The sequence below is a fragment of the Rhizobium sp. SEMIA4064 genome, from assembly GCF_003025035.1.
Classification (GTDB): Bacteria; Pseudomonadota; Alphaproteobacteria; order Rhizobiales; family Rhizobiaceae; genus Rhizobium; species Rhizobium paranaense.
Genome location: NZ_PYJN01000007.1, coordinates 1 through 24,225 on the forward strand (window position 1 = coordinate 1; position 24,225 = coordinate 24,225).

General features: G+C 57.9%; 21 protein-coding genes and 1 pseudogene. 8 read left to right on the top strand and 14 right to left on the bottom strand.

The features are described 5' to 3' along the window. Nucleotides 1-853: non-homologous end-joining DNA ligase (gene ligD / locus C9E91_RS04895; RefSeq protein WP_107107259.1), on the top strand; the 853-nt coding region annotated here is incomplete at its 5' end. Between the two features lie 200 nt (nucleotides 854-1,053). Here the strand turns inward: ligD (C9E91_RS04895) and C9E91_RS04900 are convergent. Further along, nucleotides 1,054-1,305: a hypothetical protein gene (locus C9E91_RS04900; RefSeq protein ID WP_107107260.1), complete on the bottom strand. Its 252-nt coding sequence runs from the start codon at nucleotides 1,303-1,305 to the stop codon at nucleotides 1,054-1,056. A gap of 54 nt (nucleotides 1,306-1,359) precedes the next feature. Further along, complete coding sequence (locus C9E91_RS04905) at nucleotides 1,360-1,827, bottom strand: Hsp20 family protein (protein WP_107107261.1); 468 nt, start codon at nucleotides 1,825-1,827, stop codon at nucleotides 1,360-1,362. Nucleotides 1,828-2,294: 467 nt separating this feature from the next. Here C9E91_RS04905 and C9E91_RS20075 point away from each other — a divergent pair, with 467 nt between their 5' ends. Further along, nucleotides 2,295-2,606, top strand: a complete 312-nt coding sequence (locus tag C9E91_RS20075) for a hypothetical protein (RefSeq protein WP_343070041.1) — start codon at nucleotides 2,295-2,297, stop codon at nucleotides 2,604-2,606. Beyond that, complete coding sequence (locus C9E91_RS20080; protein ID WP_343070044.1) at nucleotides 2,531-2,830, top strand: YidB family protein; 300 nt, start codon at nucleotides 2,531-2,533, stop codon at nucleotides 2,828-2,830. Before C9E91_RS20075 ends, C9E91_RS20080 begins: the two co-directional genes overlap by 76 nt. A gap of 72 nt (nucleotides 2,831-2,902) precedes the next feature. Here C9E91_RS20080 and ligD (C9E91_RS04915) read toward each other — a convergent pair whose 3' ends face one another. From ligD (C9E91_RS04915) to C9E91_RS04935, 4 genes are all read right to left on the bottom strand, one after another. Further along, nucleotides 2,903-5,548, bottom strand: coding sequence for a DNA ligase D (gene ligD / locus C9E91_RS04915; protein WP_107107262.1), 2,646 nt, complete (start codon nucleotides 5,546-5,548; stop codon nucleotides 2,903-2,905). 983 nt (nucleotides 5,549-6,531) lie between these two features. After that, on the bottom strand, nucleotides 6,532-6,843 hold the full coding sequence (locus tag C9E91_RS04925) for a DUF982 domain-containing protein (RefSeq protein ID WP_107107263.1): 312 nt from the start codon (nucleotides 6,841-6,843) through the stop codon (nucleotides 6,532-6,534). A 186-nt stretch (nucleotides 6,844-7,029) separates the two neighbouring features. After that, nucleotides 7,030-7,857 (bottom strand): aminoglycoside phosphotransferase family protein, encoded by an 828-nt coding sequence (locus tag C9E91_RS04930; protein WP_107107277.1) that lies wholly within the window; start codon nucleotides 7,855-7,857, stop codon nucleotides 7,030-7,032. A gap of 622 nt (nucleotides 7,858-8,479) precedes the next feature. Beyond that, on the bottom strand, nucleotides 8,480-8,734 hold the full coding sequence (locus C9E91_RS04935; protein WP_181316010.1) for a DUF982 domain-containing protein: 255 nt from the start codon (nucleotides 8,732-8,734) through the stop codon (nucleotides 8,480-8,482). Between the two features lie 110 nt (nucleotides 8,735-8,844). Between C9E91_RS04935 and C9E91_RS04940 the strand changes: the two genes are divergently transcribed. Continuing rightward, nucleotides 8,845-9,090 (top strand): hypothetical protein, encoded by a 246-nt coding sequence (locus tag C9E91_RS04940; RefSeq protein ID WP_107107265.1) that lies wholly within the window; start codon nucleotides 8,845-8,847, stop codon nucleotides 9,088-9,090. Nucleotides 9,091-9,449: 359 nt separating this feature from the next. On the opposite strand, the gene C9E91_RS04945 is transcribed toward C9E91_RS04940, so the two are convergent. From C9E91_RS04945 to C9E91_RS04980, 8 genes and pseudogenes are all read right to left on the bottom strand, one after another. After that, nucleotides 9,450-9,959, bottom strand: a complete 510-nt coding sequence (locus C9E91_RS04945; protein WP_107107266.1) for an Hsp20/alpha crystallin family protein — start codon at nucleotides 9,957-9,959, stop codon at nucleotides 9,450-9,452. 85 nt (nucleotides 9,960-10,044) lie between these two features. Then, nucleotides 10,045-10,518 (bottom strand): Hsp20 family protein, encoded by a 474-nt coding sequence (locus C9E91_RS04950; RefSeq protein ID WP_107107267.1) that lies wholly within the window; start codon nucleotides 10,516-10,518, stop codon nucleotides 10,045-10,047. A 336-nt stretch (nucleotides 10,519-10,854) separates the two neighbouring features. Beyond that, nucleotides 10,855-11,909 (bottom strand): annotated as a pseudogene (locus tag C9E91_RS04955) (glycosyltransferase family 4 protein). A gap of 83 nt (nucleotides 11,910-11,992) precedes the next feature. Beyond that, on the bottom strand, nucleotides 11,993-12,409 hold the full coding sequence (locus C9E91_RS04960) for a hypothetical protein (protein WP_107107268.1): 417 nt from the start codon (nucleotides 12,407-12,409) through the stop codon (nucleotides 11,993-11,995). Between the two features lie 90 nt (nucleotides 12,410-12,499). Then, on the bottom strand, nucleotides 12,500-14,128 hold the full coding sequence (gene groL, locus C9E91_RS04965; protein WP_107107269.1) for a chaperonin GroEL: 1,629 nt from the start codon (nucleotides 14,126-14,128) through the stop codon (nucleotides 12,500-12,502). Nucleotides 14,129-14,193: 65 nt separating this feature from the next. Next, nucleotides 14,194-14,493 carry a co-chaperone GroES gene (gene groES, locus C9E91_RS04970; RefSeq protein WP_107107270.1) on the bottom strand — a complete coding sequence of 100 codons (300 nt, stop codon included), beginning with the start codon at nucleotides 14,491-14,493 and terminating at the stop codon, nucleotides 14,194-14,196. A 1,037-nt stretch (nucleotides 14,494-15,530) separates the two neighbouring features. Next, a complete protein-coding gene (locus C9E91_RS04975) occupies nucleotides 15,531-16,916 on the bottom strand; it encodes a sensor histidine kinase (protein WP_245407420.1) in 1,386 nt (461 codons plus the stop codon). After that, entirely contained in the window at nucleotides 16,913-17,575 is a 663-nt protein-coding gene (locus C9E91_RS04980; protein WP_107107278.1) for a response regulator transcription factor, read from the bottom strand. The genes C9E91_RS04975 and C9E91_RS04980 overlap by 4 nt, the downstream gene beginning before the upstream one ends. A gap of 136 nt (nucleotides 17,576-17,711) precedes the next feature. On the opposite strand from C9E91_RS04980, the gene C9E91_RS04985 reads away from it, so the two are divergent. The 4 genes from C9E91_RS04985 (at nucleotide 17,712) to C9E91_RS05000 (ending at nucleotide 23,881) form a co-directional block, all read left to right on the top strand. Further along, nucleotides 17,712-18,218: a hypothetical protein gene (locus C9E91_RS04985; RefSeq protein ID WP_107107272.1), complete on the top strand. Its 507-nt coding sequence runs from the start codon at nucleotides 17,712-17,714 to the stop codon at nucleotides 18,216-18,218. A gap of 91 nt (nucleotides 18,219-18,309) precedes the next feature. Beyond that, nucleotides 18,310-19,467: an efflux RND transporter periplasmic adaptor subunit gene (locus C9E91_RS04990; protein ID WP_107107273.1), complete on the top strand. Its 1,158-nt coding sequence runs from the start codon at nucleotides 18,310-18,312 to the stop codon at nucleotides 19,465-19,467. Beyond that, a complete protein-coding gene (locus C9E91_RS04995; RefSeq protein ID WP_245407421.1) occupies nucleotides 19,464-22,634 on the top strand; it encodes an efflux RND transporter permease subunit in 3,171 nt (1,056 codons plus the stop codon). The genes C9E91_RS04990 and C9E91_RS04995 overlap by 4 nt, the downstream gene beginning before the upstream one ends. After that, the gene (locus tag C9E91_RS05000) at nucleotides 22,631-23,881 is read left to right on the top strand and encodes an arsenic transporter (protein WP_107107274.1); all 1,251 of its coding nucleotides are present in this window, start codon (nucleotides 22,631-22,633) and stop codon (nucleotides 23,879-23,881) included. The genes C9E91_RS04995 and C9E91_RS05000 overlap by 4 nt, the downstream gene beginning before the upstream one ends. Nucleotides 23,882-24,225 lie beyond the last annotated feature (344 nt).

The window sequence follows — 24,225 nt, forward strand, 5'->3', positions numbered from 1 at the left end:
GGCGATCCACATCGAACCGAAGAGTATTCGGATCCTCACGCGTGGCGGCCATGACTGGACGCACCGCTTTCCAGCAATCGCAGCCGCGGCAAGAGACCTCGGGCTTACAACGGCTATTCTCGACGGAGAGGCCGTTGTCCTTGACGAACAAGGCCGGTCGGATTTCGGTGCCCTGCAGCACTCGCTCGGCGGCCGCGGCGGCAAACGCATCTCGACCGAGTCGATCCTCTACGCCTTTGACTTGCTTTATCTGGATGGTCACGACCTCACCCGCACCGAACTCTCGCTGCGCCGTCACCTGCTTGAAGGTTTGATACCGGAGAACGCCGATGGTGCCCTGCGGCTTTCGGAGGAACTACAGTTCGATGGCGAGGCACTACTGGACTACGCATGTCACCATGGTTTGGAGGGCGTCATCGCCAAGCATCGCGATCGGCCCTACCGCAGCGGCCGCCTCGGCGACTGGCTGAAGATCAAATGCGTTCAGAGCGAAAGCTTCATGATCGTCGGTTACGAGCAGTCCGCCACCACGCGCGGGGGTCTCGGAAGTCTTTTGCTTGCCGGACGGAAAGCTCACGACTGGATCTACGTCGGATCCGTCGGAACGGGCTTTAATCGGAAAGAAGCCGAAGAGCTGCGCAGGACGTTGGATAGGCTCAAGACGAACAAGCCAGTCGTGCCGGTGAAAGGCAAACGCCTGGTCTTCGCGCAACCGACATTGATTGCCGAGATCGAGTTTCGTGGCTGGACGAATGAGGGGAACCTGCGTCATCCGTCCTACAAGGGCCTGCGTGAGGTTCAGGACAATGCCGCCGTCTTCAATATGACGAATGCGCCGTCTACGGCAAAATGACGTTCTGAAATTCGTCCCCAGCTATGATGGGCGTGCGCACGATCCGTTCACGGTCCGTCGCTTTTGGGTGATACAGAAGTCCCCGCATCACGATCTGCAACCGCGCGCCGATAGATCGCCACAGAGCGCGCGTGCGGCAAGTCCGTGGTTGCGAGGAGGCATCGAGAAGGTCGCCCGGCATCCCGGGCGACCCCGTGACACTATCTTGATACAGTTGTCCTCGGCTTGGCGCGTCCGAACAGGCCGCGTGCGCTCTCGACCATCAGTTTGAGGTGAGCGGGATCATGGACACCCTGCCGATAGAGCTCAATCACGATGGCTCCGATGCGCTCGGCCTCTTCGCAGTCCTTGGCCATCCCGATCTCCCTTAGCAGTTCGTCGAAGACGACCTGGCAGGCAGCGAGGTCGCGGGCATCGAGGAAAACCGCCTTTTGAATGTCGATCGTTTTCATTTCGAGGTCTCTGACTGAGAGGTGCCGCCCGAGAGCGAGCGGCACTCACTGTCCTTAGGCAACCTGTTTTTCGGCGTCGATCTGAAGCGGCGTTGCCTGCGGCTGGCTGCCGATCTCGATCTTGCGCGGCTTCATAGCGTCCGGGATTTCGCGCTTTAGATCGATGCTCAGAAGGCCATTCGTCAACGCGGCATTCTCAACTCTGACATGGTCGGCCAGTTCGAACCGGCGCTCGAAAGCGCGCCCGGCAATGCCCCTGTGCAGATATTCGCCGTCTTTCTGTTCGGCCTTTTGGCCCTTCACGATAAGCACGTTTCGCTCCTGCGTGATGTCTAGGTCGGCATCTGCGAACCCAGCGACAGCCATCTGGATGCGATAGTCATCCTCACCCGTCTTGATGATGTCGTAAGGCGGCCAGGTCTCGACGGCCTGCAGGCGCTGGGCACTGTTGAGGAGATTGAACACCCGGTCAAAGCCAATGCTGGACCGATAGAGCGGTGCGAAGTCGAAGTCGTTTCTCATAACCAAATCCTCCGTAAAGCGAGATGGAAAGGAGACGCGTCGGAAACCTGCGTCTCCGGCTTTCCGGCCCCCACCTGGGCTGCCGGTAGTATCGATTTGGTTTGTGCTTTTTTCAGATTCAAGACGGTCCTCGAAAATTTTTTATCACCGGATTGCCGGACTGATGCACGTCCCTTTTCGCCATTCGATTGTGGGCCCGCTTGTCTAGCAGACCCCTCTCAACTGACGGTTTTTCATTACGAAAGCGACAGCCTCGCCGGCACTTAATCTAAGCGATGATGATGTGAACGTGGGGCCACAGCGGAAACGACGCGCCATCTTCGTAGCGTTCGGCCATCGAGCTTCTAAGGCATCCAGGAACGACGCCGCAGTCTTCGACATGGGCGAGAAGCCGAGCGGAACATTGTGACCGACGACTAGTTTCCTGAGAACCCATCCCAATCGCTTAGGAGATGTCCCGTGGACCATTGACCGCACTGCTCGCCGTGTTGGCCCTCGCCGGCTACCAGAACCACGATAAGATAGCGGAAGTTTTAAAGGGAATTGGACAGCGCGCACAAAGCGGCCAGACCGGCGCAGAAGGAAAGCTGTCTGGCACTGGCGGGATTGGCGACCTGCTCGGCAATCTCGCGCGCGGCGGAGGGCTCGGCGATCTTTTTGGCAGCAGTGCGGCCGGAGGCATCCTGAGCGGCTCGGAGGTCTTCTGGAGCAGTTCCAACGCAACGGTCAGGGCGACAAAGTCGAATCCTGGGTCAGCACAGGCGACAACAAGCCGATAAATGATCAGGAGCTGAGCCAGGCACTCGGCGACGAAACTCTCAACGAGCTTGCAGCCAAGACCGGCCTCTCGCGGCAGGAAATTCTGAGCCGATTGTCTCGGGATCTTCCGCAGGCGGTGAACGAATTGACCCCGAACGGCAACGTGCCGACGGAAAAGCAGGCTGATGCATGGACCTCAGCGCAACCTTCGTCCGACCCCAATCCAGGCGGCACCTTCGCCTGACGTTTGTAGCAAAGGTGAGCGGCCGACCCCGTCGCGAGTGCTCGCGCGCCGTTCCGGAAGGCACGTTGAAAATTACGCTGCCGGTCTTGATTTGCCGAGACGCTTAATGGCCTGTTCGAGCGGCCGCTCGCCATCACAATAGTCCTTCCAGGCCGAGCTTTTGGCAAGAAGCGCCGGCACCGTGCGGATGGTGAAGCGCTTTGGATCGAGATCGGATTTCACTTGCGCCCAGGTTAGCGGCATCGACACGGTGGCACCGGCCCGGGCGCGCGGCGACAAGGGCGCAACAGCGGTCGACATGCGATCGTTGCGCAGATAGTCGAGGAAGATGCGGCCGCCTCTCAGACTCTTCGTCATCTTGATGAGATAAAGATCGGGATTGTCCCGTGCCATCTGCTGACAGACATCGTGGGCAAACCCCTTTGCTTCAGCCCAGGAGAGCGGCTTGCGCTTATTGACGCTCAGCGGGGTGACGACATGCAGGCCCTTGCCACCCGTCGTTTTGCAGAAGCTGATCAGTCCCAATTCGTCCAGTCGGTCGCGCATTTCGCGGGCAGTGGCAACTACCGTCGAGAATGGCACGTCCGGACCCGGATCAAGATCGAAAACAAGGCGGCCGGGCACTTCTGGCTGACCGGGTTCGCAGTTCCAGGGATGGAGCTCGACGGCGGCGACCTGCGCAACAGCAGCAAGCCCCTCGATTCGATCGATCTGTAGATAGGGCTTCTTGTCGCCGAACACCTTGACCAGATCGAGCAAGTTCGATTGCCCCGGCATTGCATGGCGCTGAAAGAATTGCTCCCCGGCAATTCCATCCGGCGCTCGGATGATGGAGCATGGCCTGCCCCTGATATGCTCGATCATCCACGATCCCACCGCCTCATAATATCGCCCAAGGTCCTCCTTACTGACGGGTTTATCATCGTTGGCGTCAGGCCATAGTGGCTTATCCGGATTGGAGATCAGCACGCCCATGACGTCGGCCTTCGCCCCTTTCCGTCGCGCCGGCTTTGCCTTGGCATGCGGAGCCGGTTCTGGAACGTCTGCCTCCGCGGGGGGCGCCGGCCGTTCGGCCTCGACTTCTTTGGCCGGCTTGTCTTCGCGCAGCCCTTTGAACGCTGCCTGGCGAACGAGACCGTCGGTCGTCCACCCCGCGAACTCGATTTCGGCGACGAGCTCTGGCTTCAGCCAGACGACTTCGGGTTCTTTCTTCGGCGCCCCGATGCCGGTGAACGGCGATTTCGTGGCCTCCAGCGCCTTCAGCTTCGGCAGTAGCGTTTCGACTTTCTTTACGCCGTAGCCAGTTCCGACGCGGCCGACGTAGACGAAGCGGTCGCCACGATAAACACCCGCCAATAAGGACCGGAATTTGCCGTTGGTCTTAGCATAAGCGCCGATCACCACCTCATGGCCGGCACGGCATTTTGACTTCGCCCAGGTGTCCGTGCGGCCAGACTGATATAGCGCATTCGCCTTCTTGGAGATGATGCCTTCGAGCGAGAGTTTGCAGGCGGACCGCAAGACAGCATCGCCGCCGGTCTCATAATGTTCGACGAACCGGATTCGCAGATCGCCGCCTGCTTTGATGAGCAGCTCCTGCAATCGCGCCTTGCGCTCAATAAGAGGCCGGGAACGTAGATTCTCGCTGCCGTCATAAAGCAGATCAAAGGCAAAGTAGACGAGACTTCCGGTCTTCCCCTCCGAGAGGGCCGCCTGCAGGCAGGCGAAATCCGGCGCACCATGATCGTCGAGCGCGCAGATCTCACCGTCGATGATGCAGTCCGGCAGCGTCGACGCTGCTTCGGCAATCTCGGGATATTTGCCGGTCCAGTCGAGCCCTTTTCTGGTCTTCAGCGTAACGTCGCCATCGAGCACACGCATCTGGATGCGGTACCCGTCGAACTTGATCTCATGGATCCAGCCCGAGCCGGGCGGCGGACGCTGCTGGGTTTCGCAAAGCTGCGGCGCAATGAAATCCGGAATGTGGACAGGCGTGACCGTGTTGGCCTTTTTGCCGCTCCTCGCTTCCGATCTCCGCTTTTCGGCGGCAAGGCCATGATTGCTGTCCCACACCGCGTCGGCCTCGATAGTTCTGCCTTCGACCATGAACGGTCGCGGCTTTCGGCCCTTGCCCGCGGCGATCATCTCCATCGTTCGTCCCGACGCCACCGAGGTGGCATTCTCCTCTAAGATCTCGGCGCCATCCTCCTCGACGGAAAATTCATCGTGGTGCTTGATCAACAGCCAGTTGGTGCGTTTGCCGCGATCACGATCGTTGCGCATCCGCACGAGCACGAAACTTCCATGCAGACGTTTGCCCTCCAGAGTGAACTTGAAGTCGCCTTTGACCAGCGCCTGTTCTGGGCTCTTTCTCGCTCCAGGCTCCCAATAGCCGCGGTCCCAGAGCATCACTGTGCCGCCACCATATTGACCTTTCGGGATGGTGCCTTCAAAGTCGCCGTAGTCGAGTGGATGGTCCTCAACCTCGACCGCCAGCCGCTTGTCGTGCGGATCGAGGGATGGTCCTTTAGTGACGGCCCAGCTTTTGAACACGCCATCGAGCTCGAGCCGCAGATCGTAGTGCAGGCGTGTGGCGTCATGCTTCTGAATAACGAAGCGCCGGCGGTTAGTCTTCTTGATCGGCCTCTTGCCGCTCGGCTCAGCGGTCTTCTGAAAGTCGCGTTTGGATCTGTAAGTCGATAACTTATCGCTGGCCATGGCTGGTTCTCAAATGTGCCGTCGTGAAACGGAAAAGCCAATCAAGGCGTTGTTGTTCCCGTGGCAGATACCTCAGCCTGTCTGATGGCGAGGAATACTGTCATGAAGCGGGCATTGAGGTGACCTTTCTTAACCTCGACGCCGATGTCTGCTCGAGCCGGCTTGGCATGTCGCTCCTTCGCGATCACTGAGGCTAACCCAGGGAGGCGGAAGAATTCGCTTGGCTTACGATCTCAATGCTTCGATTACTGAGGTTTTTGCGGACCGCGATCTGAAACGGCACACACCTCAGTGGATATTAATCTCGCATCTCTGACACGGGAGGTTTGCCCTGGTTTAACCCGGCGGCGGCCGATCTATTCACCATGCCGAAGCATCGACCCCCGCAACGGCCGGGAGTGCCAGAGCAATCCTTCGTGGGAATGTGGGACTCCCGTTATCGAGACCGGTTTCGAGACCGGAGTAAAGGGATCAACTGCCGCGACGTAAAACCGCGGCCTCAAAGTCTTCCTGCATCATTGAGGCAATTTGGCAAAAGAAACCAGAACATTCGCAGGCAAATCTGTTTCCCATAAGACTCGCGCCCATCCGAGCCGGAACTTGCAGACTTCACCATGGTTAGGCTCCTGTTTGCTCGACCAGGAGTCCGTCTTGCCCCTTTTCACCCTATTGTTCGGCCGCCGGCTCGCCAATCGCGAGCATGAAGACAAGAAGATCGGCTGGATAGAGGCAGTGCCGGCGCTGGGTCTGGATGGCCTTGGTTCATGTTCTTGCGGCCCCGAAGCGGCTCTGACTATCTTGATACCGCTCGGCACGCTTGGTTTTGCCTATCATCGCCGTTCTTGTCATCCTATACTTTTCCTATCGGCAGAGACTCGCGGCTTATCCAACCAACGGCGGAGCCTATACTGTCGCCAGGGAAAATCTGGGAGGAACTAGAGCACAGGTCCCGCATCGAGCCGAGCGGGACCTAAGATGCCACATTAAATCGCACTGATCCGTTTGGCTGCGGCTGGGTAAGTATGCGGCTTCATTTTTGACGTGGTCATCACGGTTGCCATTCCCGCTTCAAGGCAAGCGGCCATGAATGCTTCCCGAGCGATCAGCGCCGGAATGGCGCCATTGAGTGCACCGCGACAGGTTTTCATGGCACGCTTGTGGCGCTCTCCATGTCGCAATGGCCATTCGTTCTCGAGAAAATCCAGCGCATCATAGACGCCGGTGAAGGTGCGTTCCAAACCGCACTGGAGGCGGATCGTTACCGGACGATCCCACGGAATATCGTTCAGCGGCATTTTCTTCCTCCTTTCCATGCCACTCATAAGCCTGAAAATGATATTGGAACTGCTCGCCGAGCCTTCAAGGGCCTATCGCGATCTCGTGCTCAGGCGGCGTTTGCGATTTGATTCCGAGACCATTATAACCGGTGTGTCGTTCGCACCTTGCCGGGTGTTGGCTTGATCGCGCAGTCTGATCCAGACCTATGACGACGCACTAAATCGCTGCACCAATTCCCGTGCATGTTCTTCCATCCAAGCGATTTCGAGCGCTCCTTCATTAAGTACGCCGCGGCGTTCCAATTCCATTTCCCATGGAGAGCCGGATGCAGCGAGATTGCGCATGTGCTCCTGCATTTGCCGCACCCTTTCGATTGCTGCCCTCATGATTTCAATGTCGGGCTCTATCCCGTAGGCGTCTAGGAACAACTGGAAGCGTCGCGCTTTCTCGCGGACGCCTTTCGGCAAGCCATGCGCTTCGCATTTGCCATCACGCCAAAAAGGCACCCAACGCCACGCAATGAAACCAAGGTCCCAAGAGCGCGGTCCTGGTGCTGCAGCGTCCCAATCGATAAACGCTACAGGAAGCCCGGCTTGGAAGACGGTATTCCACGGTGACAAATCATTGTGACAGATCGTCTCGACGGGCTCGCGAGGTTCAATACGCCAGTTGCGGTCATTCCAAAGGAAGCTTGCTGCAGCGTCGTGGTAGGATCGCAGCAATTTCCCTAAATGGACAAGGGCCCGGTCACTCCACACGTAATCAGGAAGCCGGACGTCGAAGCGGCCATATTGATCAGGAATGAATCCTTTGCCTAAGCCAACTTCACCTTCGATGTAAGTGAGACATTCGCGTCCTTGATCATCGAAGCCGTACGCACGGGGCGCTCCCTCAAATCCCTGGTGTTCAATGTGGCGAAGTAGATTCAGAACGGCAGAAGACCACGCCCGGCCACGCCGCCGGACCGTGTCGCCTATCCGGACAACATTCGAATCTGCGCCGCCTGTGAGAGGAATTTCGGACTCGCTCATACCCAATTTTAGGTGCGTGCAAACCAAAGGGTCAAGCGGCGATGCCAGCATCGGGCCATGGTCGCGGTCACCGGGAACGCTCTTGCTTTACTCCAGACGCGGTTGCGACTTCTCGTGGGCTTCTGGGAGGAACGGCAGTGCATATGAGGCAATCAAACAAGTTGCTCGGCAGACAAGACGAGCCCTTGCCGCCAGGAACTCACACAATTGATGACCGTCAAACTAAAAGCTTGGCGCACAGCTTCTAGACAAATCGCATTGGACGGGAAAACAGTCGCGAACGGATGCCCTGCACGACCTCATTCCCCATTTCCTGCACACCGCTCTCTTTTGCGGCCGCGAGCATCGCGCTCCGGGTCGCTTCAGTGGTTGTTCTCCCTCACAAGTGGCATCATCAACACCTTCTGACGAACAAGTACTTATAGTGGAAATCGATCTCTGATGCGTCTTTGGCGGAGCAAATGAAGCGGGTAGATGTTTGACAAGTGGCGAGTCCATTGCCTTACTCGCCAGCCGCCACTCTCACGGCGCGGCAAGCTGCGTTGACGTTCCGCCCTTTCATCCGTCAACAGCAGCTCTTTAGCACGGCAGGGACCTCTCCCGTTTCCCTGCCGTTTTTGTCTCATTGGTTGAAGAAAAAGATTCGAGCGTCTTCCGCCGCGGCTAAGAATGCGCGGCGCGTTTCTTGTGCTGAAATCTTACCCTCGTGAGCATCGATCAAAGCCTGTTTTGCTACGAGGAATGACGTTTCGTTTTGGCTTCCCGGCCATTCCTCGAGCATATATTCGGCTGCTTTTTCGGTGCTGTTGATGGTAACATATCGACCAACCCGGCGCGTTTCGATCGTCACGGGCACGGTCCACCATTGCAGCGTCATCTTCGCATCCTCCTGATACCAAACCATGATCGTTACACGGAGTTCCAGAAGAGCATTTTGCTACGCTTTCACTTCCCGGCGACACTCAGCCTAGGCTGAAAGGGGAGGAGATGTTCACCCAAGCCGACCTTAAGATGGTCGATCACCATATCGCCGAATGCGAGCAACAAGTGCTGGAGCAGGAGCGGAAACCTACCTTACTTCGCAAGGGGAGCTTAGACACCGAATTGGCAGAACACATTCTGGCAGCCTTTTACGAGACGCTGCTGATACACTACGCCAATCGCGACATGATTGCTTTTCACCTGGACCGGAAAAGTCGTCCATTGCCTTTGAACGTCGATGAACCCGGGTGATTGGCAGAATCGCGCCGGTGCATCGCTGCTTTTGGCAAACTTCGTGTCGAACATTTGCTTTCATTCCTCTTTCCAAGCACACGCGACTGCTCCATCACGTTGAACATCAGATGGGAACAACGTTTCGCTTATTTGGTTTGGCGTCCTGGCCGGGTTGGTCGGCCCACCGTGTCGTTCAGTTTATAAGGGCGACCATGCCCGCCGCCCGAACTCATCTACGGGCGGCGGGCGCTTCCACGTGTGCATAGCGCCTTCACAGTCCAGTTGACTCGACAATCGCGTAGAAGAACTCAAGCTAACTGCAAAATTGGCTGGAGCGGCCGCAGTTTATACCCGCGGCCGCCATAGCGTCGGACTGATTAGCTCTTGATAGCGATCCGCTTGACCTGCGACTGTGCCTTCTCGCTTTTCGGCAAGCTGACGGTCAGTACGCCGTTCTTAAAATGCGCATCGACCTGGTCCTCCTTGACCTCGACGCCGAGGGGGATGCGGCGCTCGAACCGGCCATAATAGCGCTCGGAGAACTGCCGATTGTTATCCTCGCTCTCGGAACGTTTTTCGCCCTTCAGCGTCAGCACGCCATCATTGAGCAGGACCTCGATGTCTTTTTCCTCCAGCCCGGGCACTTCGGCCGTCACCTTGATCTCCTTGTCAGTGTCGGAGATTTCGACACTTGGCCAGCCGGCTCCAAAAGCGGAGCCGCTTCCGACGGATCGCAGGCCGGAACCGAAGCCTCGGAATGCATCGTCGAAAAGACGGTTCACCTCGCGATGAAGCGACAGGAAGGGATCACGGTCGTCATCGCGGAAGAGACTTGGAACCTGGTTGCCGTTATCGCGGCCCCAGGGTATCAGATCACGAACACTCATGGTTTTCTCCTTTCTGTTTGTACAATTCGGGGAATTCCTGGAGGCGCCGGACGTGGCCCGGCGCTTTTACTCTGCTATCGGGAGCCTAAGCCGCCTTCTCGGCCTCGATCTGTCTGCTCTCCGCCTTCGGCAGAGCGATGTTGGTCTTTATTTCGATCTCGCGCGGCTTCATCTCTTCAGGGATTTCGCGCTTGAGATCGACGGTCAACAGACCGTTGGCGAGGCCAGCACCGACGATCTTGACGTGGTCGGCAAGCTCGAACCGACGCTGGAACGAGCGGCTCGCAATGCCGCGATGCAGGTAATGGACCTCTTCACCGTTTGTCTTTTGGCCGGAGACCAAAAGCATGTTCTGCTCCTGGGTGATCGTCAGTTCGTCCGGCGAGAAGCCCGCCACGTCCATAGCAATGCGGTAATCGTCCTCAGTTGTCTTGACGATGTCATACGAAGGCCAGTTGTCGACCATCTCGGTGCGGCTTGCGGCCTCGAGCGCATTTAGCATGCGGTCGAAACCGATACTCGATCGGAACAAGGGGGAAAAATCGAGGTTTGTCCTCATAGCCATATCCTCCTTATAAGCAACATGGATACAAGGAGACGCCAAGAGCACGTGGCGTCTCCTGGACTTGTCGATCCCAATTGGGCAATCGAACAATACTAATATAATTCAGCGGTTTGCGCTTTCAAGAGAAATGGAATTACCCATAAAAAGTTAATTTTCGCCGTAATTATATTCGGTTTCAAGGAATGACGCGGACGTCTTCCAACGCCTGTGTCGTATTCCCACCCTTGCGTGAACGAATGGTGCGCATGCGCCGCCGCGGGAGGGCGAGCCGCTCTTCAGGGTGCAGTCGAATACCGTCCGCGGAAGCGATCGCTAAAGGCCTAGGCCTTTCTAAGCGACGATCTGTAGATCGACTGCTTGGCCTTTGATGGGGCGAAGCCGCGCGGCTTTCGTCAGGGTGCCAGGCAATTGTCGATAGAGGCTGAGATAGTCCTGAGCCATTCGCTCAGCTGTGAAACGCTTCTCAAAAGTAGCCCGAACCCTGCGGCGATCGAAGCGCAGCACCCATTCGATGTGTTCCACTGCTTCCTCGACGCTATCGACCAGCGCACAGCGGAAGGCGATGACTGGCGTGCCGCACGCCATGGCCTCGATCATGACCAGCCCGAAGGGCTCAGGCCAGTCGATCGGGAACAGCAGCGCGCGGGCGTTGCCGAGGAAGTCGGCTTTCTGATGCTCGTTGATCTCGCCGATGAATTCGACATTCGGATGGCTCCTGACCATCGGTTCGATCACTGTTTCCCAATAGGCCTTGTCGGCATCATCGATCTTGGCTGCGATTCTCAGCGGCATGCCGACTTTCACAGCAATCTGGATTGCTCGGTCCGGCCGCTTCTCGGGCGATATTCGTCCGAGGAACGCGAGATAGTTGCCCTTCGGCTTTTCCGTAAAGGGCAGCAGATTAACCGGCAGTCCATGATAAACTGTTCCGGACCAGTTGACCGGCGGCATCGGCCGGCGCTGATCGTTGGAGATCGAGACCAGCGGAATGTCGGGAAAAGCTTTATAGAATGGCTTTAAATCCGGAAGATCGAGCCGCCCATGAAGCGTAGTGATGGTACGGTCGGCAAAATCGCGGATCAGTGGGAAATGTAGGAGATCGATATGGAAGTGGAGTATATCGAATTCCTGCGCACGCCGGCGGACTCGTCCAGCATTACGATCTGATGCGGCAGGTTATCCTTGACGGCCGGGTTGAGCCGCAACGCGACGTCCGAGCACGCCACGAGCTTGGCGCCCGTCACTGAATCGCCGCTGGCGAAAAGAGTTACGTCGTGGCCTTGGGCGGCAAGTTCCTCTGTAAGATAGGAGACAATCCGCTCGGTTCCTCCATAGAGCTTGGGCGGAACACTTTCAGCGAGCGGCGCTATCTGTGCGATCTTCATCGGCAAAACCTCCGCTATTGAGCAAAGAGTCGTCGGCAAAAATCAGGTCCGCGTCCTCAAAGCGGCGCGGCAGCAAGCACGGCCTATATCTCAAGCGGTGGTGGGCGACGGTCTCCTTTCCGGTAGCTACATAGGCCAAAGCCGCCAAACCCGCGTGTTTGCCGTTGTCGGCGATGCGGTTGATTGAAGGAACCGGATGGGTCCTGGCCTACAGATCGCTGGCCGTCCTCGTCCAATGCCTTCAACGCTTCAATGATCTCATCATAGGAGACCGCTTTGTTCGACCCGGGATAAAGGCGAAGGGCCGGAGCGGACTCGACGGCAAAGATGTCGGATGCCCAAGAGGCAAGAATGGCCCGCTTCTCTTGCTTGCCGATGCCAGGGGCCGCAAGCACATCACGCGGGTGTTCGAAATGTTTAGCCGGATGAAGCAGATGCGCGGCGCTGATCGCTGCCGTGGCTTCCTCCGGTATCGAGTTGCTAATGCTTTCCTTTCTCATCGTTGACTCCATAGATCTTCACCGATGGAACTTGAATAGTTTGATCATGTGAAGGGGAGGCCCACCCGAGGGCAGGCCTCTTTGGTCGCATCAGAAGTCCATTCCGGCGCCCGGAGGTAAAGCGGGAAGGACTTCCTTCTTCGGCTTTTCGGCGATCATGGCCTCGGTCGTCACCAGCAGGCCGGCAACCGAAGCGGCATCCTGAAGTGCCGTGCGCACGACCTTGGCCGGATCGATAACACCCTGGGCATAAAGGTCGCCATATTGGTTAGTTTGAGCATTCCAGCCAAACGAGAACTCGCTTTTCTCGCGCAGCTTGCCCACAATGATCGAGCCTTCCGCTCCAGCATTCTCAGCGATTTGGCGAACCGGCGCCTCGATCGCCCGCCGGACAATATCAACGCCAACGCGTTGGTCGTCATTGTCGGTCTTTAGTCCGTCGAGAGTATTGACAGCGCGCAGCAGCGCCACGCCACCACCCGGCAGGATACCTTCCTCGACGGCGGCCCGCGTCGCATGCAGTGCATCGTCGACGCGATCCTTCTTTTCCTTCACCTCGACTTCTGTCGAGCCACCGACGCGGATGACGGCAACGCCGCCAGCGAGCTTGGCAAGGCGTTCCTGCAGTTTTTCGCGGTCGTAGTCGGAGGTGGTTTCTTCGATCTGGGCCCGGATCTGGGCAACACGCGCGTCGATCTCAGATTTCGAGCCGACGCCGTCGATAATCGTCGTGTTTTCCTTCTCGATGGTAACCCTCTTTGCCCGGCCAAGCATGTTCAACGTCACATTCTCGAGCTTGATGCCGAGGTCTTCGGAGATGACAGTGCCGCCCGCCAGGATGGCTATATCTTCCAGCATCGCCTTGCGGCGATCGCCGAAGCCCGGAGCCTTGACGGCAGCGATCTTCAGGCCACCGCGCAGCTTGTTGACGACGAGCGTTGCCAGCGCTTCGCCTTCGACGTCTTCAGCGATGATAAGGAGCGGCTTCCCCGACTGTACTACGGCTTCAAGGATGGGCAGCATGGCCTGCAGATTCGACAGCTTCTTTTCATGTATGAGGATATAGGGATCCTCGAACTCAACCCGCATCTTGTCCGGGTTGGTCACGAAGTAGGGGCTGAGATAGCCACGGTCGAACTGCATGCCTTCGACGACTTCGAGTTCGGTGTCTGCGGTCTTGGCTTCTTCCACCGTAATGACGCCTTCATTTCCGACCCTTTCCATCGCCTCGGCAAGAAATCGGCCGACTTCTGCATCGCCATTGGCAGAAATGGTACCAACCTGGGCAATCTCGGAATTGTTGGATATCTTGCGGGCGTTGGTCTTCAGTTCCTTGACGACGGCCTCGACGGCAAGGTCGATGCCCCGCTTCAGATCCATTGGGTTCATGCCTGAAGCAACCGCCTTGGCGCCTTCCTTTACGATGGCCTGGGCAAGCACCGTCGCGGTTGTCGTGCCATCGCCAGCGATGTCGTTGGTCTTGGAAGCGACTTCGCGCAGCATCTGCGCGCCCATGTTCTCGAACTTGTCTTCGAGCTCGATTTCCTTGGCGACGGTGACCCCGTCCTTGGTGATGCGCGGAGCGCCGAAGGACTTGTCAATCACGACGTTGCGGCCCTTCGGGCCGAGCGTAACCTTCACGGCATTAGCGAGCACGTCGACCCCACGCAGCATGCGTTCACGTGCATCGGTGTGGAATTTGACTTCTTTCGCAGCCATTTCTTCAACTCCTCAATAGGCAGCTATCTGACTGATGATTTCGGGTAGATGGCTCAAGCAGTCTTCTACTCGGCCTGGGTTTCGATGATGCCCATGACATCGCTTTCCTTCATAATCAGGAGATCTTCGCCATTGATCTTGATCTCGGTGCCCGACCATTTTCCAAACAGGATACGGTCGCCGGCCTTGACATCGAGTGCCTGGATCTGGCCGGCATCACTGCGCGCGCCGGGGCCAACGGCGATAACCTCCCCCTCCTGCGGCTTTTCCTTGGCGGTGTCCGGAATGATGATACCGCCCTTGGTCTTTTCTTCCGATTCGACCCGGCGGATGAGAATGCGATCGTGAAGTGGTCGGAACGACATGTTTTCCTCCGATGGACAATCAATAGTAACGTTGTTCCCCTGGCCGGACCGGATGACCAGTCCGGGCGGGTGCAAAACCTCGATCGAGCTTTTTGCGCGAAATGATCTGGTTTTGGGATTTTTCGATTTCAAGGGGAGGAAACAAAAAAATTAGCACTCCCGCAACGTTGCTGCTAACAATGCGGAAAGGAAGAATAAATTGGCGATCCGAGTTGAGAAGCCCGGTAATCGCCGCAAATTTTGCACGAGCTTCGAAGTGTCATTAAAGGGAAAAAAGAACGTCCTCAAGAGATCGCGCCGCTCTCAGTTGCGCAGGCTGTTTGAGCTCCCTTTTCAGGTTCGAGGACGCCGTGAACTCTTGGATTCATGGCTCCCCTTGAAGATGCGCCGTGACACGCTGCCGAAGGCATCGGCGCAGCCTCACCTTGGTCCGCAATAGTCGAACTGCAGATCGCCCCGCCGAAGATGCTGTACGATCTTCCCCAGCATAAAAATAGCCGCCAATGTTGTTGCAGTTCCAGGCCACAGATTGGGATTTTCGCTGTTAACTGTTCCTTCCGTCTGTGCGCGGATGACGGCTAGCCGCTGCCGGAGGTCGGCTACTTCCCTGCGCAGCCACACGATCTCTTCCTTGCAGCCTCTAGCTCGTCCGGTTCTTCAGACTCCTCAATATCTACATCGAAGTCTTCTTCTAGTTCGGCGATGTATTGATCGAACTCATTGCGGCTTTGGAACCCTTTCAGCCGAATGTTGGTCATGCTCTCGGGCGAAAAAGAGGACGGCAGATTGTGACGAACGGCTGCCAAGCACCTGTGAACCCCGCATCCCTGTTCGGCGCCTATGAACACTCGGTGGCCACATCCTCGGGATGGGTCGACCGACGTTTGCGACAAACAACACTCTGGGAAAACCGCCAGAGCTAAAACAGACTCAGCATTTGGCTCTGCCTGTGTCTGGAACCATCGGAGTTGGCACTGCCTTGCTTTTGGTGAGGTTCGAATCCAAGTACCCGGGAGCGTTGGCTAGGATAAGCGCCCTCACGAAGACCGCGCAAAATCGCGCGCATGTGCATCTGGTAACGCCACGACGGCAATAAGTCCGTTTTCTGGCCTGGCTTGCAATTTGACGTACCCGCCGTAAAGCTCGGCGACCTCTTTGGCGATCGACAACCCGAAGCCGTCACCCGCAACGGTCTCGTCAAGCCTGACGCCCGGTTTCATCGCTTCGGCGATCCGGCTTTGCTCAATACCTGGCCCGTCGTCCTCTATTGAGATCAGCACCATAGCGCCTTCGGCGGTGCTTGTTATTCGAACTGAGCTTGCCGCCCATTTGAACGCGTTGTCGATGATCCCACCGAGAACCTCGTCAGTATCCTCCGCTGAACAGCTTATGCGGAGATCGGAACCGACGGTTGTAACGACACTAAGGCGTCGCTCTGCATAAAGCTTCGACATCATCTGCACTATGTCGTCCACGCGCGACCGAAGATCTGTCGACGAAGCCAATCCCGCCTCCGAAACTCCAGCCCTCGCCCTTCCCAAATGGTGTCGAATCCTTCGATCAATTCGACCAACAAGGTGTCGCGCCTCGCCGGTCGGGTCGTTTTTGCCATCGAGCGCGAGATAAAGGCTCGCGACCGGCGTTTTCAGTCCATGCGCCAGATTGGCAAACTGGAGCCGGGTCTCGGCAAGCCGCTTGCGATTGTGCTCGACCAGACGATTGATTTCCCCAATGACGGGGCGAAGCTCATCGACTTCGGTTTGCGGCAGTTCACGGAGCCGCCCTGACGAAATTTCTGAAATCTGTCCCGACAACGCACGCAGCGGCAAGAGACCATATCGAACCTGAAACAAAATCCCCACGCCGAGAATGGCGCCAAGAGCCAGCATCGCCGGCACCAGAAGTGCGAGCGCTCTTGCAGCGGGAGCCGTCAGCGCGACCTTTGGGGCGGACGCGAGGATCTCGACTGCCTTGCCACTCACGAAGGTCCGCGCCACACGAAAGTACAGTGCTTCGCCATTATCTCCAGACCCCACCGCCGGCTGTGGCTTGCCCATAAAGAGCCTTTTCCAGTCAAGCGCTCGCGGCGGACTGGCAATACTACCGCCATCAAGTGATCTTGAGGATAGATGCCGGCCATCCGCGGTGACCTGCCAGTACCAACCCGAGCCAGTTCGATCGAAGGGAGGACCATCAAGATTACCTGATAGGCCAAATACGCCATCGGGTCCTAGAACCAGAGTGCTGCGAACAGCATCGATTTGGAGATCGAGGCGCTGATCGACCTGTTGCCTGACCACAGCCGCGACGATGAACCAGAGGACAAAAGCGGCGACGATCAATGCCGCCATGGCGTAGAACATCGAAAACGCGATCAGGCGACCGGCAATTGTTTTGCGCGGTGACGGCAACGGTAGCTTCACTGGCCGGTCCTCAACATGTAGCCGCGTCCCCTCTCGGTCTCGATCCTACCGGCGCCGATCTTGCGCCTCAGCCTGGCGATGATCACTTCTATCGAATTGGAATCTACGTCCGCGTCTCCCTCGTAGACCCGCTCGATGAGTTCGCGCCTATCCACGATCACGTCCTTGCGAAGGATCAGGCAGGAGAGGACTCGCCATTCGAATGCCGTCAGCTTCAGTGGAAGGCCGGCAAGTTCGAACGTTCCCAGTTGCGCGTCGAACGAAAGGTCTCCGCAGGCGATCACCGAGGCAGCGTGACCGGTGGCCCGCCGCACCAAGGCACGAAGACGTAAGATGAGTTCCTCAATTTTGAACGGCTTCGTCAGAAAATCGTCGGCTCCTGCCTTGAAGGCGGCGACCTTGTCGGGCCAGCCATCCCGCGCTGTGAGAACAAGCACCGGAAGGGTCCGTTCCGCGCTCCGCCAGGACCTAAGCACCGTCACGCCGTCGATTTTAGGTAAGCCGAGGTCCAACACGACGACGTCGAAAATCTCGGTGAGGCCCGCGTGTTCGGCGTCTTCTCCGTTCCTGGCGATGTCGACCACGAAGTTTTCCGCCCGCAGGCTCGCCGCAATGCGTTTGGACAGATCGGCATCATCTTCGACCAGGAGGACTCGCATCGCACACTCGCTTGTGACCGGTTGTTCCCAATGAACTAGGGCGACGTTGCTTAACTGAAACTGAACCGCCACATTCAGCGTGGATCGAGCTCACGCCGACTATTGTTTTCCAATCAAACAAATTGGAGACGATACCATGTCCGACGAAAACGACACTTCCCAAGTATCGCCAGAGCACGGTCGGGGCAAAGGGCCGAGACGCCGACCTGCCACGCACCTTGCTGCCTTTGGCATTGCGGCTGTCGCAATCCTCGCCATTGGAGCGGCAGGGGGTGCGGCGGCAATGAAGTTTACCCGCCCAAATGTCGAGTTGGCACCTTTGACTCCCGTGTCCATATCGAGCCTGAATGATGATTTGAGTGTGGTGACCGTAAAGGGCAAGGTCGCCGAGATCTTCGGCAACAAATTCATCGTTCAGGACGACAGCGGACGCGCATTGATCGAAACGGGGCCGGCCGGTGACGACAGCAAGCTTGTCAGCATTGGCGAGACCGTCAGTGTACAGGGCCGCTTCGATCACGGTTTTCTGCATGCGAGCTACATCGTCCATCAGGACGGCAAGACCGATGTGCTTCGTTCCCCGCCCCGCCGGCCTCCGCATGGCGGACCGATTGAGGACTTCCTCAAACGATTGAGACCGTAATCGTGCAGTAATTAGCTGGCTGGTGCGACTTGAGAGTGCCGTTGAACCAACCTCGTCGGCGCGATCAGTCGACCTTCAGGGAGTGGCAGGTATGATAAGTCCTTTGGTTCAACGGCTTGCCACCTCCGGCAAAAGCGTGTGCGGCGTTGCGTTGATAAGCGTTGTCGCCATCCATGCCAGTCCCTTGTCGGCGGGAGACACTGCTGTCGTTCCAGTGACCGCCATCAAGGCGCACACCGAGACGATCGACCGGGTTATCAACGGCATAGGCACCGTCGCGCCTCTTCAGTCCGTCACCGTTCGTCCGCGTATCGACGGCCAAGTCGTCGACATGCCCTTTGCCGAGGGACAGATGGTGGAGAAGGGAGCGGTCCTCCTCAAACTGGACGACCGTGAGCTCCTGTCGGCGCTGGCCTCCGCGAAGGCAAAAAAAGCTCAGGACGAAGCGCAGTTGAACAGCGCGCGGACAGACGCGCAGCGCTATGCGGCACTCGCCGAAAAAGGCATCGCTTCCGCCTCGACGCTCGAACAGAAAACGGCGTCCAGCGAGCAATACGCGGCTGCGGTGCGGTACGACGACGCCATTATCGAGAGCGCGGAGACCCAACTCGGATTTGCAACGGTCACCGCGCCCCTCTCCGGGCGCACCGGCTTCAAGCAGATCGATGTTGGAAGCGTTGTCAGCGCGAGTTCGGCCAACGGGATCGTGACCATCACACAAATGGACCCCATCGCCGTCTCCTTCGTAGCACCGGGCGACCGGTTTGGTGAAATCAGGGATGCGCTTAACCAGGGTATCGCCGAGGTTACGCTGACAAGCACGGACGGCAGCCACATCCTTGCCAAGGGGAAACTGACCACCCTGGACAATGCCGTCGACGCTTCAAACGGCTCCATCCACCTCAAGGCAATCTTCGACAATAAGGGTGGCATTCTCTGGCCGGGCCTCCCGGTTGCGACGACGCTGACAGTGGAAAAACGAACCGGCATCGTCGTTCCGGATAAGGCGCTCGCTCGAGGCCGTGACGGTCTCTACACTTACATCATCAGGCCTGATGGCAACGTCGAAAAGAAGGAGGTCAAAACGGCTTTCGTCACGGACGCAAAGGCGCTCGTGACCGACGGCATACAGGACGGTGATGAGGTCGTCATGGATGGTCAGTCGCGTATCGGCGATGGCGTCAAGGTTTCGGTCACCCCCTGGTCCGGATCGCCGACGGGTGAGCTCGCCGAGAAGGCAACGCCATGATCAGCGAGCAAGATATCGGCCCGGCAAGGACCATTGGGTTCTTCGATTTCTTCATCACGCATCCGGTGGCGACGGGTCTGATCATGAGCGGCATCTTCCTGCTTGGAGCGATCTGCTATCCGTTCATGCCGGTCTCGGCTCTGCCCCAGATCGACTTCCCGACCATACAGATTGCCGCGAACCTTCCCGGCGCGTCACCGGAGACGATGGCGGCGAGCGTTGCGCAGCCGATCGAGGATGCTCTGTCGCGTGTCAGCGGCATTACCGAATTGACATCAAACAGTTCGCTGGGGACGACATCAATCACGGTGCAGTTCGGCCTCGATCAGGATATCCAGACAGCGGCGAGCGACGTTCAAACCGCCGTCAGCGAAGCAGCCGGCCAACTGCCGAAGGACATGACGTCGTTGCCGACGGTACATAAGGCAAATCCCGCCGACGCTCCGGTCATGCAACTCTCGGCCAGTTCGAATACCCTTACCCTTCCGGAACTCGACGAATATATCGAACGCAACGTCGCATCGAAGATCCGCCAGGTTTCCGGAGTCGCCTTCGTCAACATCGGCGGCAGGCAAAAGCCGGCAATCCGCATAGCCGTCGATCCCGGTCGGCTGGCTCAGGCGGATGTCACCCTGGAGGACGTTCGAACCGCGATCGGCAATCTCAGCCTCAGCTCACCCAAGGGCAACATCGACGATCCAACGCGAACCTTCCCGATCGATACCAACGATCAGATCAACAGCAGCACCGAATGGAATGATGCGGTCATCGCTTATCGCGACGGCGGCCCTGTTCGCATCCGCGACATCGGTCAGGCAATCGATGGCGCCGAGGATAATAAGATGGCGCATTGGACGAACGGCGAGCGCGGCATCGCGCTCGACGTCTTCCGCCAACCGGGTGCCAATGTCATTGCCGTCGTCAATGCGGTGAAAAAGCAGCTACCCGCACTTCAGGCATCCCTGCCGAAGTCTATCAAGCTTGATCTGGTGACGGACCGCACCAACACGATCAGGGCATCGGTCGATGATGTCCAATTCACGCTGATGCTGGCGATCGGCCTTGTCGTCGTCGTGATCTTCCTGTTCCTGCGAAGCCTGCGCGCCACCATCATTCCGGTGCTGACTTTGCCGATCGCGCTCGCCGGCTCTCTCGCGCCGATGTGGGTTCTCGGCTTCAGCCTGGACAATCTCTCGCTGATGGCACTCGTGGTCGCCATCGGCTTTGTCGTCGATGATGCGATCGTCATGCTCGAAAACATAACCCGGCACATCGAGGATGGCGTCAAGCCGCTCGAGGCAGCACGCACGGGTGCTCGCGAGATCGGCTTCACGATCATCTCGATCAGCCTTTCGCTGATCGCCGTGTTGATCCCGATCCTCCTAATGGGTGGCATTGTCGGCCGGCTGTTTCGCGCGTTCGCGATCACCTTGACGGTCGCGATCGTGATTTCCGCAGTTGTCTCTCTAACTCTGACACCTATGCTGGCGTCGAAGTTCATTCCTCCAGTCGGCAAACATCAGCGTGGACGCTTTTATCAGGTTGGCGAAGCCTTCTTCGAGCGGCTCACCGCCCTCTACATCCGCAGCCTTAAGCCCGTCATCCGCCACAGGTTTCTGACGCTCATCGTCTTTATCGGCAAAATTGTTGCAACAGCCTACCTGTTCATTGTTGCGCCGAAGGGGTTTTTCCCCGAGCAGGATACCGGCTTCATTGCTGGCCTGTCCCAAGCCTCGCCCGACATCTCCTTCACGGAAATGACCAAGCTGCAGGAACGCGTCAGCGCGATCATCATGAAGGATCCGGCCGTCTATAGCGTGTTCATGGACATCGGTGGCGGCAATGGTGGCAATGCACTCAACCAGGGTCACGTCAACATCACGTTGAAACCGTTGGAAGATCGGGACGCAAGTGCCAAACAGGTCATCGACAGATTGGGCACAGCACTGGCCACCCAGCAAGGCATCAAGCTGTTTATGCAGTCGGCGCAGGATATCAACATCGGAGCACGCCCGGCCAAGACCCAGTATCAGTTCACGCTGCAGGACGCCGATATCCAGGAGTTGGGCGACTGGGCAACGAAGATGACGAACCGCCTTCAGGGGATCTCGGCGCTGCGCGATGTCGGCAGCGATCAGCAGGCCGAAGCCCCCAATCTGTCGATCAAGATGGACCGTGCCGCAGCATCGCTCTACGGCGTCCTCCCGTCCACAATCGATGAGACGCTTTACGACGCCTTCGGTCAGCGGCAAGTCGCCTCCTACTCAACGCAGACGGATACGTTCCGGGTCGTGCTGGAGGTCCTACCAAATCTCCAGCGCGACATTGCAACGCTTGATCGCCTTTCGGTCCGCGCAAATAACGGCACCTTGGTGCCGCTTTCGGTCGTTGCGAAATGGACGACGGATGGCGTCTCTCCGGTTTCAATCGCGCATCAGGGCCAGTCGCCAGCCGTCACCATCTCGTTCAATCTGGCGCCAAACGTGGCACTTGGGGAGGCGACACAGGCAATCGAGAACGCCGTCGCGGACATGCATCCGCCGGTCTCGCTGCAGACGAGTTTCTCCGGAAGCGCCAAGGCCTTCAAGGATTCGCTTGGTACAGTGCCGTTGTTGATCCTGGCGTCGCTGGTGGTAGTCTACATTATTCTCGGCGTTCTCTATGAAGGCCTCATTCATCCATTAACAATCTTATCCACCCTGCCCTCTGCAGGTCTAGGAGCGTTGCTGGCCTTGCGGTTGGCGGGGTTCGACTTCGGTCTCGTGGCGATGATCGGCATTATCCTGCTGATCGGCATCGTCACGAAGAACGGCATCATGCTTGTCGATTTCGCGATCCAGGCAGAGCGAGGCGAAGGCCTGTACAGCGAGGACGCCATCGTCAAAGCGGCCGAGATGCGCTTCCGCCCTATACTGATGACGACGATGGCAGCTCTTCTCGGCGGTCTCCCGCTCGCCATTGGGCATGGAACCGGTTCCGAGCTGCGCCAACCACTCGGCTATGCCGTCGTCGGCGGGCTGCTGGTCAGCCAGTTGCTGACCCTTTATACGACCCCCGTCATCTATCTACTGTTCGACAGGCTTCGCAACGGGGCCGCTGGGCAGATGAGAGCTCGATCCGCGGACCAGGACGTCGATCAGCAGTTTCATATCCGAGGCAAAGCATGAATACACCGCTCTATACCTCAGCCATCGCCGCAGCCACAGCCGCTGGGGTGGTCACCCGTCCCTTTCGACTGCCCGAAGCCGTCTGGGCTGTCGCCGGGGCAACGCTGATCCTCATCCTCGGCATCATACCACCCGACGAAGTCTGGTCAGGGATCACCAAGGGCTTCGACGTCTATCTCTTTCTAATCGGCATGATGCTGCTGTCGGAACTCGCTCGGCGGGAAGGTCTATTCGACTGGATCGCCGCTATCGCCACCTCATACGCCAAGGGATCTTCGCGACGACTGTTCGTGCTTGTCTATGTCGTTGGCATCATCGTGACCGCATTGCTTTCAAACGACGCGACCGCCGTTGTCCTGACGCCAGCCGTCTACGCGGCATGTCGTGCGGCCAACGTAAAGGATCCACTCCCTTATCTTCTGATCTGCGCATTCATCGCCAATGCCGCAAGCTTTGTGCTGCCTATTTCCAATCCTGCCAATCTGGTGATCTTCGCGGGCGGAGAAATGCCGCCGCTGTCCCGTTGGATGGGCATATTCCTGGTGCCTTCTGTCGTGTCGATCGTCGTGACGTTCGTGGCGCTTTACTGGTCCCAGAGACGTGCCTTGGCCGGTGACACGATTGCTCCGCACGTCGATCGCCCGCCACTGACCCTATCCGCCAAACTGGCGGGAGGCGGCCTGATCTTGACCGCGATCTTGCTCCTCTCGGCATCGGCGATGCATCTCGACCTCGGCTTGCCCACCTTTGTCGCCGGAGTCCTGACGACCCTGCTCGTTATGACAATCATCCGGCAACATCCGATCGGCATTATCCGAGGTGTGAGCTGGAGCGTGCTGCCGCTGGTGGCCGGCTTGTTCGTTATCGTCGATGCCATCAATCATGCTGGCATGACCGCAATGCTTGCCAATGAATTGAGGACGATTAGCGTGCAGTCCGAGGCGCGGGCAATCGCAATCGCCGGTATCGGCGTCGCGTTTGTCTCAAACCTCGTCAACAACCTGCCCGCCGGGCTGTTCGCGGGGAGCGCCGTTCAAACCGCGCAGGTTTCGGATCGTGTAGCAGGCGCGGTCCTCATTGGCGTCGATCTCGGCCCCAACCTCTCTGTGACAGGTTCGCTTGCGACGATACTGTGGCTCTCTGCGCTTCGCCGGGAGGGCTTTAGTGTCAGCGCGAGCTCGTTTCTGAAGGTGGGGCTAGTGGTGATGGTTCCCGCACTTCTCTTATCGCTGGCTGTCCTAGTTTGAACCTCGAATCCCCCACACCAAACCAATTGAGTAACGCCGTCGTCCTTCCAGCACTGGTTACAGGCGTCACTTTCCAATTGGGTGGTGTTTTCCTCAATGTGGTTCACACGCCGATAGACTTGTTGCTGTTGTCGGCGGGCATACCGACGAAAACGAAGGCGTGGCCAGGCCCACGGGCCAACGTTCTGAATTTCGCGCTCACTGTTAATGACAGTTGGGTCGTTTCCGCCGCCGAGCCAACTTCGGCATTAACCCTGAACGCAACCCAGTGTCGGCACCGCTGGTTAACTGAAGCCTTCAGGATCAGTCCATCCAAGGCAAGATCGTAACGGGCAAAGCATCTT

Excerpts from the sequence above, each read along its gene's own strand:
- C9E91_RS04900 (WP_107107260.1), bottom strand. The coding sequence starts at position 1,305 with ATGAAAACGATCGACATTCAAAAGGCGGTTTTCCTCGATGCCCGCGAC.
- C9E91_RS04905 (WP_107107261.1), bottom strand. The coding sequence starts at position 1,827 with ATGAGAAACGACTTCGACTTCGCACCGCTCTATCGGTCCAGCATTGGC.
- ligD (WP_107107262.1), bottom strand. The coding sequence starts at position 5,548 with ATGGCCAGCGATAAGTTATCGACTTACAGATCCAAACGCGACTTTCAG.
- C9E91_RS04925 (WP_107107263.1), bottom strand. The coding sequence starts at position 6,843 with ATGCCGCTGAACGATATTCCGTGGGATCGTCCGGTAACGATCCGCCTC.
- C9E91_RS04930 (WP_107107277.1), bottom strand. The coding sequence starts at position 7,857 with ATGAGCGAGTCCGAAATTCCTCTCACAGGCGGCGCAGATTCGAATGTT.
- C9E91_RS04935 (WP_181316010.1), bottom strand. The coding sequence starts at position 8,734 with ATGACGCTGCAATGGTGGACCGTGCCCGTGACGATCGAAACGCGCCGG.
- C9E91_RS04940 (WP_107107265.1), top strand. The coding sequence starts at position 8,845 with ATGTTCACCCAAGCCGACCTTAAGATGGTCGATCACCATATCGCCGAA.
- C9E91_RS04945 (WP_107107266.1), bottom strand. The coding sequence starts at position 9,959 with ATGAGTGTTCGTGATCTGATACCCTGGGGCCGCGATAACGGCAACCAG.
- C9E91_RS04950 (WP_107107267.1), bottom strand. The coding sequence starts at position 10,518 with ATGAGGACAAACCTCGATTTTTCCCCCTTGTTCCGATCGAGTATCGGT.
- C9E91_RS04960 (WP_107107268.1), bottom strand. The coding sequence starts at position 12,409 with ATGAGAAAGGAAAGCATTAGCAACTCGATACCGGAGGAAGCCACGGCA.
- groL (WP_107107269.1), bottom strand. The coding sequence starts at position 14,128 with ATGGCTGCGAAAGAAGTCAAATTCCACACCGATGCACGTGAACGCATG.
- groES (WP_107107270.1), bottom strand. The coding sequence starts at position 14,493 with ATGTCGTTCCGACCACTTCACGATCGCATTCTCATCCGCCGGGTCGAA.
- C9E91_RS04980 (WP_107107278.1), bottom strand. The coding sequence starts at position 17,575 with ATGCGAGTCCTCCTGGTCGAAGATGATGCCGATCTGTCCAAACGCATT.
- C9E91_RS04985 (WP_107107272.1), top strand. The coding sequence starts at position 17,712 with ATGTCCGACGAAAACGACACTTCCCAAGTATCGCCAGAGCACGGTCGG.
- C9E91_RS04990 (WP_107107273.1), top strand. The coding sequence starts at position 18,310 with ATGATAAGTCCTTTGGTTCAACGGCTTGCCACCTCCGGCAAAAGCGTG.
- C9E91_RS04995 (WP_245407421.1), top strand. The coding sequence starts at position 19,464 with ATGATCAGCGAGCAAGATATCGGCCCGGCAAGGACCATTGGGTTCTTC.
- C9E91_RS05000 (WP_107107274.1), top strand. The coding sequence starts at position 22,631 with ATGAATACACCGCTCTATACCTCAGCCATCGCCGCAGCCACAGCCGCT.